At 57.6% G+C, this 16,072-nt stretch carries 10 protein-coding genes; 2 read left to right on the forward strand and 8 right to left on the reverse strand.

What is annotated here, in order from left to right:
• Window positions 1–20 precede the first annotated feature (20 nt).
• The 8 genes from SELSP_RS09495 to SELSP_RS09530 form a co-directional block, all read right to left on the reverse strand.
• Window positions 21–1,040 carry a LacI family DNA-binding transcriptional regulator gene (locus SELSP_RS09495; protein ID WP_006190746.1) on the reverse strand — a complete coding sequence of 340 codons (1,020 nt, stop codon included), beginning with the start codon at window positions 1,038–1,040 and terminating at the stop codon, window positions 21–23.
• Window positions 1,041–1,073: 33 nt separating this feature from the next.
• Window positions 1,074–2,579 (reverse strand): UDP-glucose--hexose-1-phosphate uridylyltransferase, encoded by a 1,506-nt coding sequence (galT, locus tag SELSP_RS09500; protein ID WP_013740984.1) that lies wholly within the window; start codon window positions 2,577–2,579, stop codon window positions 1,074–1,076.
• 19 nt (window positions 2,580–2,598) lie between these two features.
• On the reverse strand, window positions 2,599–3,588 hold the full coding sequence (gene galE, locus SELSP_RS09505; RefSeq protein ID WP_006190744.1) for a UDP-glucose 4-epimerase GalE: 990 nt from the start codon (window positions 3,586–3,588) through the stop codon (window positions 2,599–2,601).
• 24 nt (window positions 3,589–3,612) lie between these two features.
• On the reverse strand, window positions 3,613–4,779 hold the full coding sequence (locus SELSP_RS09510) for a galactokinase (RefSeq protein ID WP_013740985.1): 1,167 nt from the start codon (window positions 4,777–4,779) through the stop codon (window positions 3,613–3,615).
• Window positions 4,780–4,940: 161 nt separating this feature from the next.
• Window positions 4,941–8,066, reverse strand: a complete 3,126-nt coding sequence (locus tag SELSP_RS09515; RefSeq protein WP_013740986.1) for a glycoside hydrolase family 2 TIM barrel-domain containing protein — start codon at window positions 8,064–8,066, stop codon at window positions 4,941–4,943.
• Window positions 8,067–8,393: 327 nt separating this feature from the next.
• Window positions 8,394–9,815 carry a glycoside-pentoside-hexuronide (GPH):cation symporter gene (locus SELSP_RS09520; RefSeq protein ID WP_006190736.1) on the reverse strand — a complete coding sequence of 474 codons (1,422 nt, stop codon included), beginning with the start codon at window positions 9,813–9,815 and terminating at the stop codon, window positions 8,394–8,396.
• A 12-nt stretch (window positions 9,816–9,827) separates the two neighbouring features.
• Window positions 9,828–10,433: a cytidylate kinase-like family protein gene (locus SELSP_RS09525; protein WP_006190735.1), complete on the reverse strand. Its 606-nt coding sequence runs from the start codon at window positions 10,431–10,433 to the stop codon at window positions 9,828–9,830.
• A gap of 521 nt (window positions 10,434–10,954) precedes the next feature.
• Window positions 10,955–12,472: an autotransporter outer membrane beta-barrel domain-containing protein gene (locus SELSP_RS09530; RefSeq protein ID WP_232362307.1), complete on the reverse strand. Its 1,518-nt coding sequence runs from the start codon at window positions 12,470–12,472 to the stop codon at window positions 10,955–10,957.
• Window positions 12,473–12,869: 397 nt separating this feature from the next.
• On the opposite strand from SELSP_RS09530, the gene SELSP_RS09535 reads away from it, so the two are divergent.
• The gene (locus SELSP_RS09535; protein ID WP_006190728.1) at window positions 12,870–13,652 is read left to right on the forward strand and encodes a MurR/RpiR family transcriptional regulator; all 783 of its coding nucleotides are present in this window, start codon (window positions 12,870–12,872) and stop codon (window positions 13,650–13,652) included.
• 280 nt (window positions 13,653–13,932) lie between these two features.
• Window positions 13,933–16,047, forward strand: coding sequence for an alpha-glucoside-specific PTS transporter subunit IIBC (locus tag SELSP_RS09540; protein WP_006190724.1), 2,115 nt, complete (start codon window positions 13,933–13,935; stop codon window positions 16,045–16,047).
• Window positions 16,048–16,072: the final 25 nt, after the last annotated feature.

Consider the following 16,072-nt stretch of genomic DNA (forward strand, 5'->3'; position numbering starts at 1 on the left):
TCCATGCAAGTCCCCTCATTTCAACTTTCTTCCACGTGAAACCCTGTCGTCCCGCGCTCAACCACAGTATTGGCAAGCACGACGTTCTCCGTCACGCCATCCTCGATCTTTGCCAGCATGAGGCGCGCCGCCTCCCGCCCGAGATCGCCCATGTGCTGGTCGACGGTCGTAAGGTTGGGCGCAGTATATCGGCTGAGTGCCGTATTGTCATAGCCGATCAACGAGACATCCTGCGGCACGCGCCGCCCCATGCGCTGACAGGCATTCAGCGCCCCCATCGCCATGAGATCGTTGCAGCAGAAGATTGCCGTCGGCGCAAACCCCAGCATCATGTCCATCAGGATGAACATCGTGTTCTCGACGGTCTCGATGCGATTGCCCTCGCCGATATTGACAATATCCTCTTCATGGAATGTCCCGCGCTCCTGCATGACGGAACGGTAAACTTTCTCCTTGATGCGGTAGGAATCACTGTTTTCCCCCTGCACGAAGAGGATGCGTTCGTGCCCGTAGTGAAAGAGATGCTCAAGCGCCGCCCGCGCCCCTCTGCTCTGATCGCTCGTCACGTATGATATGCCCGCGATCTCCCGCGCACTGTTGACAAAGACCAGAGGCAGACGCGCCGCCGTATTCTCGTAGAAGTCCGACACAGCCATCTCCGTATTCGGACTGACAACGATGACGCCCGAAACATTGCGTGTGATGAAATCCCGCACGCACTCTTCCTCGCGCGCCGCATCGTTCTGTGCACACGCGAGGAGCAGGGAGTACGAGCTCTGCCGCAGATGCTCCTCGATTCCGTCGAGCACCTCGGCAAAGAACATATTGTCGAAACTCGGCACGACGACGCCGATGCTCGATGAGCGCTGCATGTTCAGCTCACGTGCCTGCAAATTCGGCACATACTCCAGTTTTTTGATGGAATTCTCCACCTTGAGCCGCGTCTTTTCGCGCACGGGATAATTGCCGTTCACCACGCGCGAGACCGTCGCCACTGAAACGCCGGAATCCTTTGCCACATCGATGATCGTCGCCTTCATCTCGTTCTTCTCTGCTCCCTCATACTCCCGATTTCAAACGTCCTTTATACTGTCGATCCAGCGATCGAACGCCGCCATCCCCGCCGCATCGCGCTTGAAGACTCCCGCGTGCGTGAGCACCCGTAAAAACACGGCGCCGATCTCATCGCGCAGGATTCCATCTGCATCCGCCTCCGTCACTTCGGGATGCGACGCGCGTACCGAGCGATACCAGTCCGCGTGCTTTTCAATGTCCGCGATGCCCGCGATGTCCTCCGTTCCCTTCAAGAGTTCCGTGCGCACCTGTTCCATCTCTGATTTAAGCCGCGCGGGCAGGATTGCCAGCCCCAGCACCTCGATCAGGCCGATGTTCTCCTTCTTGATGTGGTGCACATCGGCATGCGGATGGAACAACCCGAGCGGATGCTCCTCCGTCGTGCGGTTGTTGCGGAAGACGAGATCGAACTCGAAATCCTTGCCGCGCCGCCGCGCAATCGGCGTGATCGTGTTGTGCGGCGCATCCGTCTCCGCCAGAATCTCCACCGAAGCGTCGCTGTATGTGCGCCACGCGGCGAGAATCTTCGTTGCAAGGTCGATGAGCGCTCCCTTGTCGGATGACGTGAGGCGCAATGTCGACATCGGCCATTTCACATGCCCTGCACGGACATTCGGATAGTTCGCAAAGCGATATTCCTGCTCCACCGGCGCGCGTTCCATGGCAAACGTATAGCGCCCGCCCTGATAGTGGTCGTGCGAGAGGATCGAGCCGCCGACGATCGGCAGATCAGCATTCGAGCCCGCGAAATAATGCGGAAAAATCTCAAGAAACGCCGCGAGATTCTCAAACGTCTCGCGCGAGATCGCCATCGGCACATGCTCGTTGTTCAGCACAATGCAGTGCTCGTTGTAGTAGGTGTAGGGCGAATACTGCAAAAACCACGAACGCCCCGTAAGATCGAGCGGGATGAGGCGATGCGTCTCGCGCGCAGGGTGATTCACGCGCCCCGCGTAGCCCTCGTTCTCGCGGCAGAGCAGACATTTCGGATAGGCGGAAGATTTCGCGAGTTTTGCCTTTGCGATGTCGCGCGGATCCTTCTCCGGCTTCGAGAGATTGATCGTCACATCGAGAGCGCCGTACTCCGTTTCTGCCTGCCACGCAATGTTCTTGTCGATGCGCGTCTTGCGGATGTAGTTCGAGGCGATGCTCAGGTCATAATAGTAATCCGTCGCCTCACGCGGCGATGCCGCATAAAGGGCGCGAAACTGACGCACGACCTCGGACGGACGCGGCATCACGCAGTCCATGATGCGCGTATCAAAGAGATCGCGCTCATCCGTCGTGCCCTCGATCAGCCCCTTCCCCGCCGCATAATCGAGCATGCGCTCCAAGATGGGCGTCGCCGTCTCAAGCGTTTCATCCACCTGCTCCGGAACATATTCTTCCACACCGAGCACGTCGAGCAAACGATTCGCGGCATAGACTTCATCCTCCGGCGCAATCAGCCCCTTCTGACGGGCAAAGTGCAGGAGGCGGCTGATTTCATGCTGCATATCACACATGATGCATCCTCCTGTCTTTCTAGTCCTCATAACCATGCGGATGATGTTCATGCCAGCGCCACGCCGTGCCGATGACCTGCTCCACATCCGTGAACTGCGGCTTCCAGCCGAGCACGGAACGCGCCTTCTCGCTGGACGCGATGAGCTGCGCCGGGTCGCCAGCGCGCCGTGCGCCGATTTCCACCTTGATGGAGCGTCCCGTCGCCTTTTCCGCTGCCGCAATCATCTCCTTGACCGAGAAGCCCTGCCCGTTGCCGAGATTGAAGATATCGCTCGCACCGCCCTTTCGCAGGTATTCGAGCGCAAGCACATGAGCATCCGCGAGATCGACAACATGGATGTAGTCGCGCAGGCAGGTCCCATCCGGCGTCGGATAATCATCTCCGAACACCGTGATATGGTCGCGCCGCCCCGTCGGCACTTGCAGGATGAGCGGAATGAGATGCGTTTCCGTCGCGTGATCCTCGCCGATCGAGCCGTCCGGCAGCGCCCCCGCCGCATTGAAGTAGCGCAGAGACACATAGCGCACGCCGTTGGCGCGGCTCACCCACTTCATCATCTTCTCCATCGTGAGCTTCGTCTCGCCATAGGTGTTCGTCGGGCATGTCTCATCGTCCTCGTGAATCGGCACGCGCTTCGGCTCGCCGTAGACCGCCGCCGTCGAAGAGAATACGATCTTGTCGACGCCATGACGCACCATCGCCTCAAGGAGCACCTGCATCCCGTAGACATTGTTGTTGAAGTAGAGCAGGGGCTTTTCCATGCTCTCGCCGACGAGAGAATTCGCCGCAAAGTGGATGACTGCCTCGACCTTGTTTTCGGTAAAAATCTTGTCGAGAACCGAAGCATCGCGAATGTCGCCCTCATAAAACTTCGCCTTCGGATTCAGTGCGCCGCGGTGTCCCGTCTGCAGATTGTCGACAATGACAACCTGCTCGCCCTTTTCGATGAGCGCGTGCACGGCATGAGAGCCAATGTAGCCCGCGCCTCCGCATACCAATATCGCCATGAGAGTTCTCCTTTCGCTCCGCTCTTACAGACGGTGTGCGCCGTCCGCAATATTCGCCACATAGAAGCTCGGCGCATAGCCAATCTTCGCCGTATATGCCTCTGCAACATTCTTCTCAAATGCAGGAATTGCCTCGTCGCGCACAATGCTGACCGTGCAGCCCGCAAAGCCGCCTCCCGTCATGCGCGAGCCGAGCACTCCCTCCTGCTGCCACGCGAGTTCCGCGAGCGCATCCAGCTCGGGCCCCGTCACCTCGTAATCGTCGCGCAGGGAAACGTGGGAATCGTTCATCAGTGCGCCAAACCGCTTCACATCGTTCTGCTCAAGCGCCTCCACCGCCTCCAGTGTGCGGCGGTTCTCGTAAACCGCGTGGCGCGCACGTCTGCGCTCGACCTCATCCTCGATGACAGCGGCATTCTCATCGAACTCCGCGTTCGTCAGCTCACCGAGCGTTTTGATCGCCTTGACCTTCTGCAGAGCTTTCAGCGCCGCCTCGCTCTGCATGCGCCGCTCGTTGTATGCAGAAGAAACGAGGCTGTGCGCCTTGTTCGTATTCGTGATGACGATGCTGCACCCCTTGAGGTCGAGTTTGCTGTAGCGATACTCGAGCGTATTGCAGTCGAGCAGGATCGCGCAGTCCTTCTTGCCCATGCCGACGGCAAACTGATCCATGATGCCGCAGTTCATGCCGACGAATTCATTCTCCGCCTTTTGCGCGAGCTTTACAATCTCCACCATGTCGATGCCGAGTCCAAGCTCCTCGTTCAGAATGACCCCCATCAAGACCTCGATGGAAGCGGAAGAAGAAAGCCCCGCACCGTTGGGTAGCGTCCCGTAGACGAGGATGTCGAAACCGTGCGCTGCAGGATGACCCGCGTCCTCCATCATGCGCACGACGCCGATGGGATAGTTTGTCCAGCCATAGGCCGCGCTCTTTACCGCGCCGCGCATGGGGAACTCCACCACGCCCTGCTCCTCTGCATTCATCGAGTAGAGGCGCGACACATCATCCGCACGCGGCGCAGCGAGCGCATACGTGCCGAGCGAGATCGCACACGGAAAGACGTGCCCGCCGTTGTAGTCCGTATGCTCGCCGATGAGATTCACACGCCCTGGCGAGAAATACGCATGCGTTTCAGCCGCACCGAATTTCTCACGAAATACTTTTTTCATCTCATCCAAGATTGCCATTGGCTCCTCCTCCATATATCTTCATTTGTCCGTCTATATTTTGGCTTGTATGAAAGTAAACGTTTTCTTTTCCCGCTTCCTATTTTATCCTCTTTCGCAAAGAAACGCAAGCGTTTTTGTGAGATTTTCATAGGTTCAGAAAAAGACGGATGCCCCCGCCGTCAAATCCCCTTCATCTTAAACGAGAGGCTTCTCTTCCCATTCGGATAGGTATACTCCGCAAGCACGGGTGCACCCCAGCTGTCGTCGCCGCCCACGCCGCACATGCCTGCCGACGCACGCAGATATGTATGCTGCGGACGCGGCAAATCATACGCATGGCGCGCATTCTCCAGCTCGTGCGGACTGTACGGGAGCGCCGATGCCTCAAACGGCACATCTGCCGCGAGACGGATTCCGTGACCGCCATGATCCGTGACCTCGATCCAGCGCACGCCGCAGTGATTGCCCGTCTCCTGCGGACGCAGATACGGCTCGACCTCGTCCGCCGCCGTGCTCTCGTAGACGCCGAGACGTGCGCCGCAGCAGCGGTCGATGTAGTTTTCCTTCGGCCCGTAGCCATAGAAGCGAATGCGGTCATAGTCCGCATCTAGCGTAAAGATCATGGCAAAGTCGGGCATCTCGGGCATCCCCGCCGTCTCATACTCCATCGTGACGCCAACTTCCCCGCTTGCCTCCGCCGTATAGGAGACCACACACGCAGCAGCAGGCTCCGTGGCAAACGCATAAGTAAAGCGCACGATGACGCGCTTGGCGCGCCGCTCATCGCGTCTGCCGAAGAAACCGTTCACCGTCTCGAAATCTTCGCCGTCCACGCTGTACTCGATGCGCGTGCAGCGACGATAGAGGCTCGCGAGTTTCCACTGCGCCGTATCCGCCATGCGTCCGCTGCCGTAGTCATTGTCGATCGGCGCACGCCAGAAGCTCGGCTGCGGCAGCTCCTCGATCAGCTCACGTCCGCCATGGCGATAGGAGACGAGATTGCCCTGCGCACTTGAGAACATAAGGGAGAAGCCCGCCCCCTGCACGCCGAGATTGATGTCCCCCTGCACCACGCGCAGACTGCCCGACGCCTCAAGTGCTGCATAGGCGGGAGCAGCGACACCGCAGCCGAGGATGTCGAAGAGACTTGCTCCTGTATTCTCGGGCGGCACAACAACGGCCTGTCCGAAGGCGATCTCGTAGCCGGCAGGTGCCCACGGTTCCTCATTCTTCAGGCAGAGCGATGCCGTCAGCACGTACTCCCCCGCGCCAAGATACGGCATTTTGTAGATCGCCGTATCAATGAATTTAGTTTCCCCAGGCTCCACATGATGTCCCTGCTGCCAAGTCTCCCAGATTTTTCGTCCGTCAAGGAGGAGCGTCAGCCGCAATTCATAGTCATCCGCATCGGAGAAAAGACTCTTATTCTCGATCTCCACACCGTTCCACGAAGGACGGAGCGTGAAATTCTGATAGTTGTACTTCACTTCCTGCAGCTTTGCCGTCGGACGACGATCGGCAAAGAAGATGCCGTTGCCGCTGAAGTTGTAGTCCGACGGACGATCGCCGAAGTCGCCGCCGTAGAGGAATACATCCTCCCCATAGCGTCCGCGCCGACGGATTGCCTGATCGCCGAAATCCCAGATGAATCCGCCCTGATACAGAGGCTCGCGCTCCGTCAGCTCCGTGTACTTGTGCATGCCGCCGCAGCTGTTGCCCATAGCGTGTGTATACTCGCAGCAAATGAACGGCTTGTCGCGGTGCTCCTTGAGGAACGCTTCGATGTCCGCCGCCTTCGTATACATCTGACTCTCCATATCGCTCGTCGCCGGATAGCTGCGGTCCCAGAAAATCCCCTCGTAATGCACGAGGCGCGTGGAATCGACGCGGCGGAAGTGCTCGCTCATCTCGTAGATCGTGCGGCCGCCGCAGGACTCGTTGCCGCACGACCAAATGAGGATGCACGGATGATTCTTGTCGCGCTCGTACATCGACTGCGCGCGGTCGAGCACGGCGGGCAGCCACTCCTCGCTGTCGCCGGGAACGGTATGCGCGTCCTTCGCACACGCCCCGTTCTTCATCCATGAGCCGTGCGTCTCAAGATTCGTCTCATCGATCACATAAAAGCCATAAATGTCTGCCAGCTCGTAGAGACGACTGCTGTTCGGATAGTGCGACGTGCGAATCGCGTTGACATTCGCACGTTTGAGTGCGATGATATCCTGCTCGAAGAGCGCGGGATCCATCGCCCTCCCATGGTCAGAGTCAAACTCGTGACGATTGACTCCCTTGAACACGATGCGCTCGCCGTTGATCTGCATGACTCCGTCCCGGATGCAGAACTCACGGAAACCGACGCGCACGCGCACGACCTCCTGCAAAGCACCCGCCGCATCATGCACGCGGATCATAAGATGGTAGAGCCATGGATGCTCCGCGCTCCAAAGAAGCACGCAGGCAGCCTCCATCGAGCACGCATGGGTCGTTGCCGTGACGACCGCCTCTTCCCCCTCTACACAATCTCCTTCCGAATCGCAGAGCAGGATCTCGACATGCTTTTCTGACGCATCGTTGAACGCAAGACGCACATCAAGCTTTCCGTGCGTATAGCCATCCCGCTCAAGCGGCACGGCACGAACGGCAACATCCTCGATGTGATGCTGCGGTTTCGTGTAGAGCAGGACGTCGCGATAGATTCCCGAGAACCGCCAGAAGTCCTGATCCTCAAGCCAGCTCGCACTCGTATAGCGGAATACCATCGCCGCCAGCTTGTTCTCCCCCGCCACGAGATACGGCGTCAGGTCGAAGTCTGCAGGCGTGCAGCTGTCCTCACTGTAGCCGACGAAATGACCGTTGAGAAAGAGTGCGAACGCCGCATCCACGCCGCCAAAGGAGATATAGACGCGCTCCCAATCCTCGGGCACGGCAAAATACTTCACATAGCAGCCGACGGGATTATCGCGCACAGGAATCTCGCCCGGCACGATGCTCTCATGCCCGTCCCACGGGTACGTCGTATTCGTGTAATGCGGCGCTCCGTGCCCCTCCATCTGGATATGCGCCGGCACACGGATCGTCTCCCAATCGCGGCAGTCGTAATCCGCCGCCTCGAACCCCTGCGGGATGTGCTCGGTGTTCCGCGCATAAGCGAAATGCCAAATGCCGCCGAGCGTACGGTAAAATGAGGACACGCCGCGCGCAAGCTCCGCTTCGTCGCGATAGAAGACGTGGTCGCTGTGCGCAGGCAGACGGTTCTCTGCGAAGTAGCACGGATCTTTCAATTTCTCAAAGTCGAATGCAGCCATGTGAAACCTCCCCTTCTGTAAAAGAATCGCGGATAAATTCGGCCGCCCTCCTTCACACATCCGAGCAGCTTCGTTTTATCAGCTCTTTCTAAAGAAAGCGGCCGAAGACGACCGCTTTCCAACCTCCTGAGGACGCGCTGATAAATTCAGCGTTTCCTAAGGAATCACTGATAGATTCAGCCGCCCATCTTCACACATCTGCGCTGTCCTCTCGTCGTCGACAAATCCTCGACGTAGCACCGCTACGCCTGCGGTTTGTCTCCTTGCCAGATACAGCGCATCTGTGCAAATCTGGGAGACTTCATTTTATCAGCGTTTCCTAAGGAATCACTTGTTCATTTCATCCCATTTCTCTTCGAGTTCTTCCACGATGCGCGCATGCTCCGCCTCCGTGAGCGTCACCTTCGCGCGGTAGAGAATCGTGCCGAGCAGGATGAGGGCAAACGGCGCCGCAAACATCACGAGCTTGAAGTTGAAGAGATTCTCCGGCGCAATCGTCTCCGCTGTCGCACCGCTCGTCATGCCGACCCAGATCGCGGTGAGGCCGATCATGCCGCTCGCAATCGCACCTGCGAGCTTATCCACCAGCGGACGCACGCAGAGGACAAGCGCCTCGTCGCGATGCCCGAGCTTCAGCTGCCCGTACTCGACCGTATCCGTAATCGTCATGAGCACGACGAGGAAGACCAGCGGCTGCGGCAGGGAGAACAGACCTGCGGCAAAGAGCGTCATAGCAACGCTCGTGCCTGCCATCGCATAGAGCACGATGCCGACGAGCATCACGGCAACCGAGCCGAAGAAGAGCCTCCGACGACTGAACTTCTCCGTCAGCGTCGGAAAAAGCGCCACAGCGAGCAGACCGATGATGACGTTGATGACACCGAGGAACGAGAACTGCTTTGCGTCGCCGAGCACATAGATAAAATAATAGAGGTTGAAATTATTGATGACATTCTGCCCAAGAACGAAAACAAGATACGCAATCGCGATCCAGAGGAGCTGATCGTTCTTGATGAGCACGGAGAACACGTCCTTGAACGAAGTCTCCGTCTTGTTCTCGCGCAGCGCGGAATCCTCTTCCTTCGTCCCAAGACCGAGGATGATCGCCCCGAGGGTCGCGATGCCGCCGCCGATGACGGCAAACGCAAACCAGCCCGCAGAGTCACCGGCGCCGCCATTCTCGTTCAGCGAGAAATAGAGGACGACGGGCATGACGATCGCCGTCACCAACTGACCGCCGAACACCGAGCCGATACGCGCATAAGTCGCTGTCACCTCACGCTCATGCGAGTCAAACGAGAGAGCGGGAATCATCGACCAGATCGCAACATCTTTTGCCGAGTAGAACACATCCATGATGAGATAGAGCAGCGCGAAGAGGACGAGGTAGAGCATTGGATTCGACACCGTCAGCCCGCCCATATCCGTAAAGAGGATCGCAAGGGAAATTGCAGCAACAAACGCGCCCACAATCACCCACGGCTTGAACTTGCCCCAGCGCGTCTTCGTCTTGTCAATCGTATTGCCGATGAACGGATCGAGGAAGAGCTCGCCCACGCGCAAGACGAGGATGATCGTCGTCACAATGCCGATCATATAAGCATCGTGTTCGTGGTTTTCGGAGTGAAACAGATTGCTCGTGACAAAGATCATGAAATACGTCGCGAGCATAGCATAGAACACATCATGTCCGAAAGTGCCGCAGGAATACGCAATGCGCGGCCAGAATTTGCTCTTTTTGTCCGACATGGGAAGCCCTCCTCAGCCTTTGACCGTGCGGATGTAGGCGATGATGCCGTCCGCAATCTTTCCGAGCGGTTCTTTACTCGTATTCACAACGAGATCATAGTTCGTTCCGTCGCCCCACTTGCGCCCCGTATAGTAGTCATAGTAGCGCGCGCGTTTCTCGTTCTCGCGATTCAGCTCCTTGAGCGTCTTGCCCTCGTAGACCGTGCGCCCGCGCTCCTCGCGGTAGTCGTCGTCCGCACAAACGAAGATGGAAAATACATCGTCGCGCTTTCGGAGCGCATAGTCCGCGCAGCGTCCGAGGAAGATGCAGGGACCATCGGCGGCGAGCTTGCGCACGACGTTCGACTCCGCCATAAACATCCCCTGGCTCGACTCCCCCATCGCCATGCCGAATGAGTGAAACGGGATGAAGCGCGAGGACAGCGGCTTCACCCTATTCTCAAGTTCGAGCAGCTCCTTCTCATGCAGATCGTTGATGCCAAGCTTCGCCGCGGCAAGATGCACGATCTGACGATCGTAGAGATGAACGCCCAGCTTCTCCGCGAGCAGCCCGGCAAGCTCCCGTCCGCCGCAGCCATACTGGCGGCTGATGGTGAGAATGAATTTCTTCTCCTCCATGTGACTTCCTCCTTCATCATTGGGAAACGGCTATGCGTCTCCCGTAAACAAACCTTGAAAATAATAGGAGCGGGAAATATAGTAAACGTTTTCTTTCTTATGTTTTCCATTATACTCTATAGATTTTAAAAAAGCAAACGTTTTCTTTTTGGTTTGTACTATTTTTATTATCATAGTAAGCTACACGCACAAACGTCCACTTTGTGGACATTGTGCGCCGCCCTTAATGAAAGTTACCCAATCAGTCTGCGCCCTTCGGACTTGACTTCTTGGACTTTCATCGTCAACAAGAACATTCATATCTATGTTTCATATCTCCTGACCATCGGCGTCATTTTTCACCTCGCCTGGAACCGGAAGTGGCTTTGCGGCACAACAAAGGAAATATTCGGCAGGAAAGAGCACAAATAACCTCGGCAGATGCAAAGGAACCGGATACAAAGCCCTGCGGCTTCGCATCCGGTTCCTTTTTTATTCCTTAATTCGTCTTTATCCTGTAAATCAAAACGCCCAGTTTACTCCTACGCTGCCCGAGAATCCTTCGCGCTTGCCTGACCAACATAACCGCCCTCGACTGTCACGGAATTGCCCACAATCGCACTGTTCGAGGCCGTGGCAGTGCCGCCGACCACCATTTTGCCAATTTGCTTGGCACGGCTATCAAGACTCACACTGACATGGTTGTTCGTCGAATCGCCTGCGCCCACTGTATAGCCGCCGTAGACATTCAGATTCGTATTGTTCGTATTCGTGATCTTGATCTTGTTGTTCGTCGTCGTATTGCCGAAACTCGAATAGCCGTCGTAGACCGCCGTGCCTGTGACGTTATCTGCCGTTGCATCAGCGTTCTTAAAGCGGTCGATGTCGGCACGCACATAGTTCACCATATTATATCCGAAGAACGACATCGGAGGCGTTATCACATCCGTATACATGTGGTACTCGAAGTCACCACTCGTCGCCTTGCGGTCGAGCGCCTCGGTGTTGAAAATCTTCAAATCGGCGCCGCTTCCCGTGCGCAGCAGTTCCATCGTGCCGAGGCGGCCATACTTCGTCGTATCGGCATTCCAGCCCTCGGCATTCATCGTGATCTTGCTCCACTGGACATTGGGCGTAGAGCCGAAGCCGCCGCTGTCCGACATCTTGAGCATGGTCGAACCTGCCACAACGTCCTTTGTGAGATTGAAGTTGTATTTCTCGAAGTTCTGCGCCGTCCTGACTACGATGCCTGAGGCATTGACGTTGAGCGTATTGCCCGTGACATCGTTCGTCTTGTTGCCGCCGTAGATTCTTACGCGCGTGAGATTGAACCCCGACGCCATGGCATTCTCACCGTCGCCGAGGTTAACAATGTTGTTGATGGTTTTGCCGCTGCCTGCATTATAAGCACCAAAAACATTCGTACCGCCGCTCTTTGTGAACGCACCGCCCGAAATCGTCAGCGTATTGTCGGCGGCATTTGCGCTGCTCGCGGAGTTGCTAATAACGCCGCCCGCAGCCTCATCCCCGAGACTGCCGCCCTTGATCGTCACGGAGTTGCCCGTGACAGCGCCCTTGCCCGTCGTATAGCCGCCGAAGGCATCGCCCTCCACCGTTCCGCCCGCGACCGTCACGGAATTGCCCGTAACAGCCTTCGTTGCAGTTGCACCGTTGAATCCGCCATAGATGGGATCTTTCGACAGGCCATTGTTGAAGAACACGCTGTTGCTCGTGACCGCCCCCGTGCCGCTGATGCCGCCGTAAATGATGCTAAAGCCATTGCCATTGCTGACCTTGAGCCCGTGAATCGTCAGTGTATTATTGCTGACATCCGCCGTGGCGTTCTTCTTGCCGCCGCCGGAGATCGTGCCATAGGTGCTGAACGGCTTGTCTGTCGCTCCGCCTTCTGTGCCGAGCGTAATCTTATTATCGCTCATGAAGCCGGTCTTCTCCGTGCCCTCAAGACCGCTGATCGAAGTTGCCGTCTCCGTATACTCATGCGTCTCCGCCGCATACGCCTTCGACATGCCCCAGATCATGCCGCCGTCCGCCGAGGTCAAGCATCCCCCCCAGTGGACAGGGCGAGCGCCACCATAAGCGCGAGCCGTCTTCTTGATTTCCCCTTATCAACCATTGAGTACAATTCCTCCTTGTGCATTCAGAGGGATGATTTCCCCCGAGTGTCCTGGCAACTCCTTGCCGCCCCTGCGCTTTGTCATACCAGATGAAATCCTAATAGGTAATAACTTTTAGTTTCAATATCAAAAATCATACCATTTTCCTAACTTCTTTGTCCAGTAATTTTCATGAATTTCAAACAATTCCGATTTATTTCGCAAATACTGGGAAATCTGCTCTGAAATTTTGCATTGTGACTTGCCTGCCGTCTGAAAACACGTTAAGATTAATTAAGTACAAAGCTTTTTTGCAAAAAACCGACGAAAGGAGCGGAGCAATATGCAGCTTCCTGAGCGCATCAATCTCCACTTGCACGAACTCAGCGATGCCGACAAGAGCATCTGGCGCTTCATCGAGAGCCACAAGGAGACGGCCTGCCGCGCCTCCATCCATGACCTCGCACGTCTCTGTGCCGTTTCGAGCGCGTCCGTCGTGCGCTTCGCGCAGAAGATCGGCTTCGATGGCTTCGGCGAGATGAAGACGGTGCTCAAGATGGAACTCGAAGAGCGCGGAAAGCCCGACCGCGACATTCTGACGTCGCTGAGCCAATTCTACGACCAGTCGTGGCGCGAGCTCATGGCACGCGACTACCGCGGCGCGAGCCGCCTCGTCCACGAGGCGCACCGCGTCTTTGCCTATGCTTCGGGCTATGTGCAGACGAACGTCATGCAGGAGCTCAAGCGCCTCTTCCTCTACGACAATGTCTTCATCTGCGAGATCGCAGGGCGCGAGGAGTTCTATTCCGTCTATCAGACGGCGGGACCGGACGATCTCTTCGTCTTCATCTCGCTTTCGGGCGAGTCCGAGCGCGTCAAGGAGTTCTCCGAGAAGCTGAACCTCAAGGGCGTGCCGCTTCTCGCCATCACACAGATGCAGCACAACACGCTCGCGAGCCGCTCGACGGAGAACCTCTACGTCGTGCCCGCCGCCTTCAACCTGCCCAAGAGCGAGGAGCGGCTGCCTTTCAAGTCCATGCTCGCCTACTTTCTGCTGCTTGAGATCTTCTACGTCCACTACCGTCTCTACCGCAGCGAGCAGGAAAATAGCCTTGCAGAAGCCTAGCCAATCGGTCTGCGCCTTCGGCTTGACCTCTTGGGGCTTCTGTAAACTACACGTACAAACGTCCACTTCGTGGACATTGTGCGCCGCCCTTGCAGAAGCCTAGCCAATCGGTCTGCGCCTTCGGCTTGACCTCTTGGGGCTTCTGTAACAAGTTTCACTGCTTGTACCTTCTTGCAACCTCTGTACATGCCTCCCGAATGGCGCAAAATGCTTGCTTTTTCAACGATTTTCCTTTATCGTAATAGACAAAGGTTTTCAGTGTTTTAGAGGAGGTAAGCTCATGTCACTCAGCAAGGACGTCTTCATGCAGAACATGCAGCGGTTTGGCGGCGCGATGTATACGCCCGTCATCCTGTTCGCGTTCTTCGGTCTGACGGTGGCGGTGTCCATCGTCTGCAAGAACACGGGGCTGCTCGGCGCAATCGCCGCCGAAGGCACGCTATGGTACGATTTCTGGTACATCGTCGAGCAGGGCGCGTGGACGGTGTTCGCGCAGATGCCGATTCTCTTCGCCATCGCCGTTCCTATAGGCTTCGCGAAGAAGGAGCCCGCGCGCTGCGCCATGGAATCCTTCGTCATCTACATGCTCTTCAACTATTTCATCTCGGCCATCCTCACGCTGCACGGCAGCGCATTCGGCGTCGATTACAGCCAGGCGGCGGGCGCCGGCACGGGACTTGCCATGATCGCGAACGTCAAGACGCTCGACATGGGCATGCTCGGCGCGATCTTCATCGCGTGCTGCACGGCGTATCTGCACAACCACTTCTACGACACGAACATCCCCGACTGGCTCGGCATTTTCAAAGGCCCTGCCTTCGTCGTCGCCGTCGGCTTCGCCGTCATGATTCCGATGGCTCTCATCTTCTGCTGCGTCTGGCCGATGGTACAGCACGCAATCGAGCAGTTCCAGTTCTTCCTCAAGACGAGCGGCATCGTCGGCGTCTGGGCGTACACGTTCTCGGAGAAGATCCTGCTGCCCGCCGGCCTCCATCACTTCATCTACCTGCCGTTCATGTTCGGCCCTGCCGTCGTCGACGGCGGCATCCAAGCCTACTGGCTCGGTCACATCAACGACTTCATGACGAGCGCGCAATCTTTGCGCGACCTCTTCCCCGAGGGCGGCTTCGCGCTGCACGGCAGCGGCAAGGTCTTCGGCCTGCCGGGCGCGGCGCTCGCCATCTACGCGTGCGCCAAGCCTGAAAAGCGCAAGAAGACGGCGGCTCTCCTGATTCCTGCGACGATCACGGCGATGCTCTGCGGCATCACGGAGCCTCTGGAATTCACCTTCCTTTTCGTCGCGCCTCTCCTTTATCTGCTGCACGCGATCCTCTCGGCGACGCTCTCGGCGACGCTCTACGCCATCGGGCTTTCGGGCAACTTCGGCGGCGGTCTCATCGACTGCTTCGTGCAGAACTGGATTCCGCTCTTTTCCTATCACTACATGACATACCTCACGCAGATCGGCGTCGGCCTGTGCTTCACCGCCATCTACTTCTTCGTCTTCCGCGCTGTCATCCGCTTCAAGGATTACAAGACGCCGGGCAGGACGGACGACGATGTCGAGGACAAGCTCTTCACGAAAGCCGACTACAAGGCGAAGCAGGCGGATGCTGCGGGCGCCGCTGCAGGCGTCGCACCCGATATGAAGCTCGACGAGCGCGACGTGAAGGCGAAGGTCTTCCTCGAAGGACTCGGCGGCCCTGCGAACATCAAGGACGTCACGAACTGCGCGACGCGCCTGCGCGTGACGGTAGAAGATCCCGACCTCGTGCAGCCGGTCGCCGTCTTCACCCGTGCGGGTGCACACGGCCTCGTGCGGAACGGACATGCGTTCCAGGTCATCGTCGGCCTCTCCGTGCCGCAGGTGCGCGAGCGCTTCGAGGCACTTCTCGCAGCGCCTGCGTCCGATGCGACGGAGCTCGCCGTCGGCACGGAAAAATCCCTTTCCTTCGCGGCGGTCGCCGACGGCAAGGTCATTGACATGAGCGAGGTCAAGGATGAGATGTTCTCGCAGAAGATGATGGGCGACGGCGTCGCCATCGAGCCGACGGGCAATCTCGTCGTCGCGCCCGCCGCCGCCGAGGTCACGATGGTCATGGAGGATTCGCTGCACGCCGTCGGACTGCGTCTCGCGAACGGCGCGGAAATGCTCATCCACATCGGCATCGACACGGTGAAGCTCGGCGGCAAGGGCTTCGAGCTTCTCGTCCGTGCGGGCGACAAGGTCGGCCAGGGTGCGCCGCTCGTGAAGTTCGACCGCGCGACGATCAAGGAAGCCGGCTACCAGGACACGGTCATCATGGCAGTGACGAACTCGGGCGAATACCCGCTGATGAAAAAGCATACGGGCATGACGGCAGAAGCCGGCAAGACGGACGTCCTGACCTTCTGACGCACGGCAAATCTCACAGCCCCCT

This window comes from Selenomonas sputigena ATCC 35185 (genome assembly GCF_000208405.1).
Classification (GTDB): domain Bacteria; phylum Bacillota; class Negativicutes; order Selenomonadales; family Selenomonadaceae; genus Selenomonas; species Selenomonas sputigena.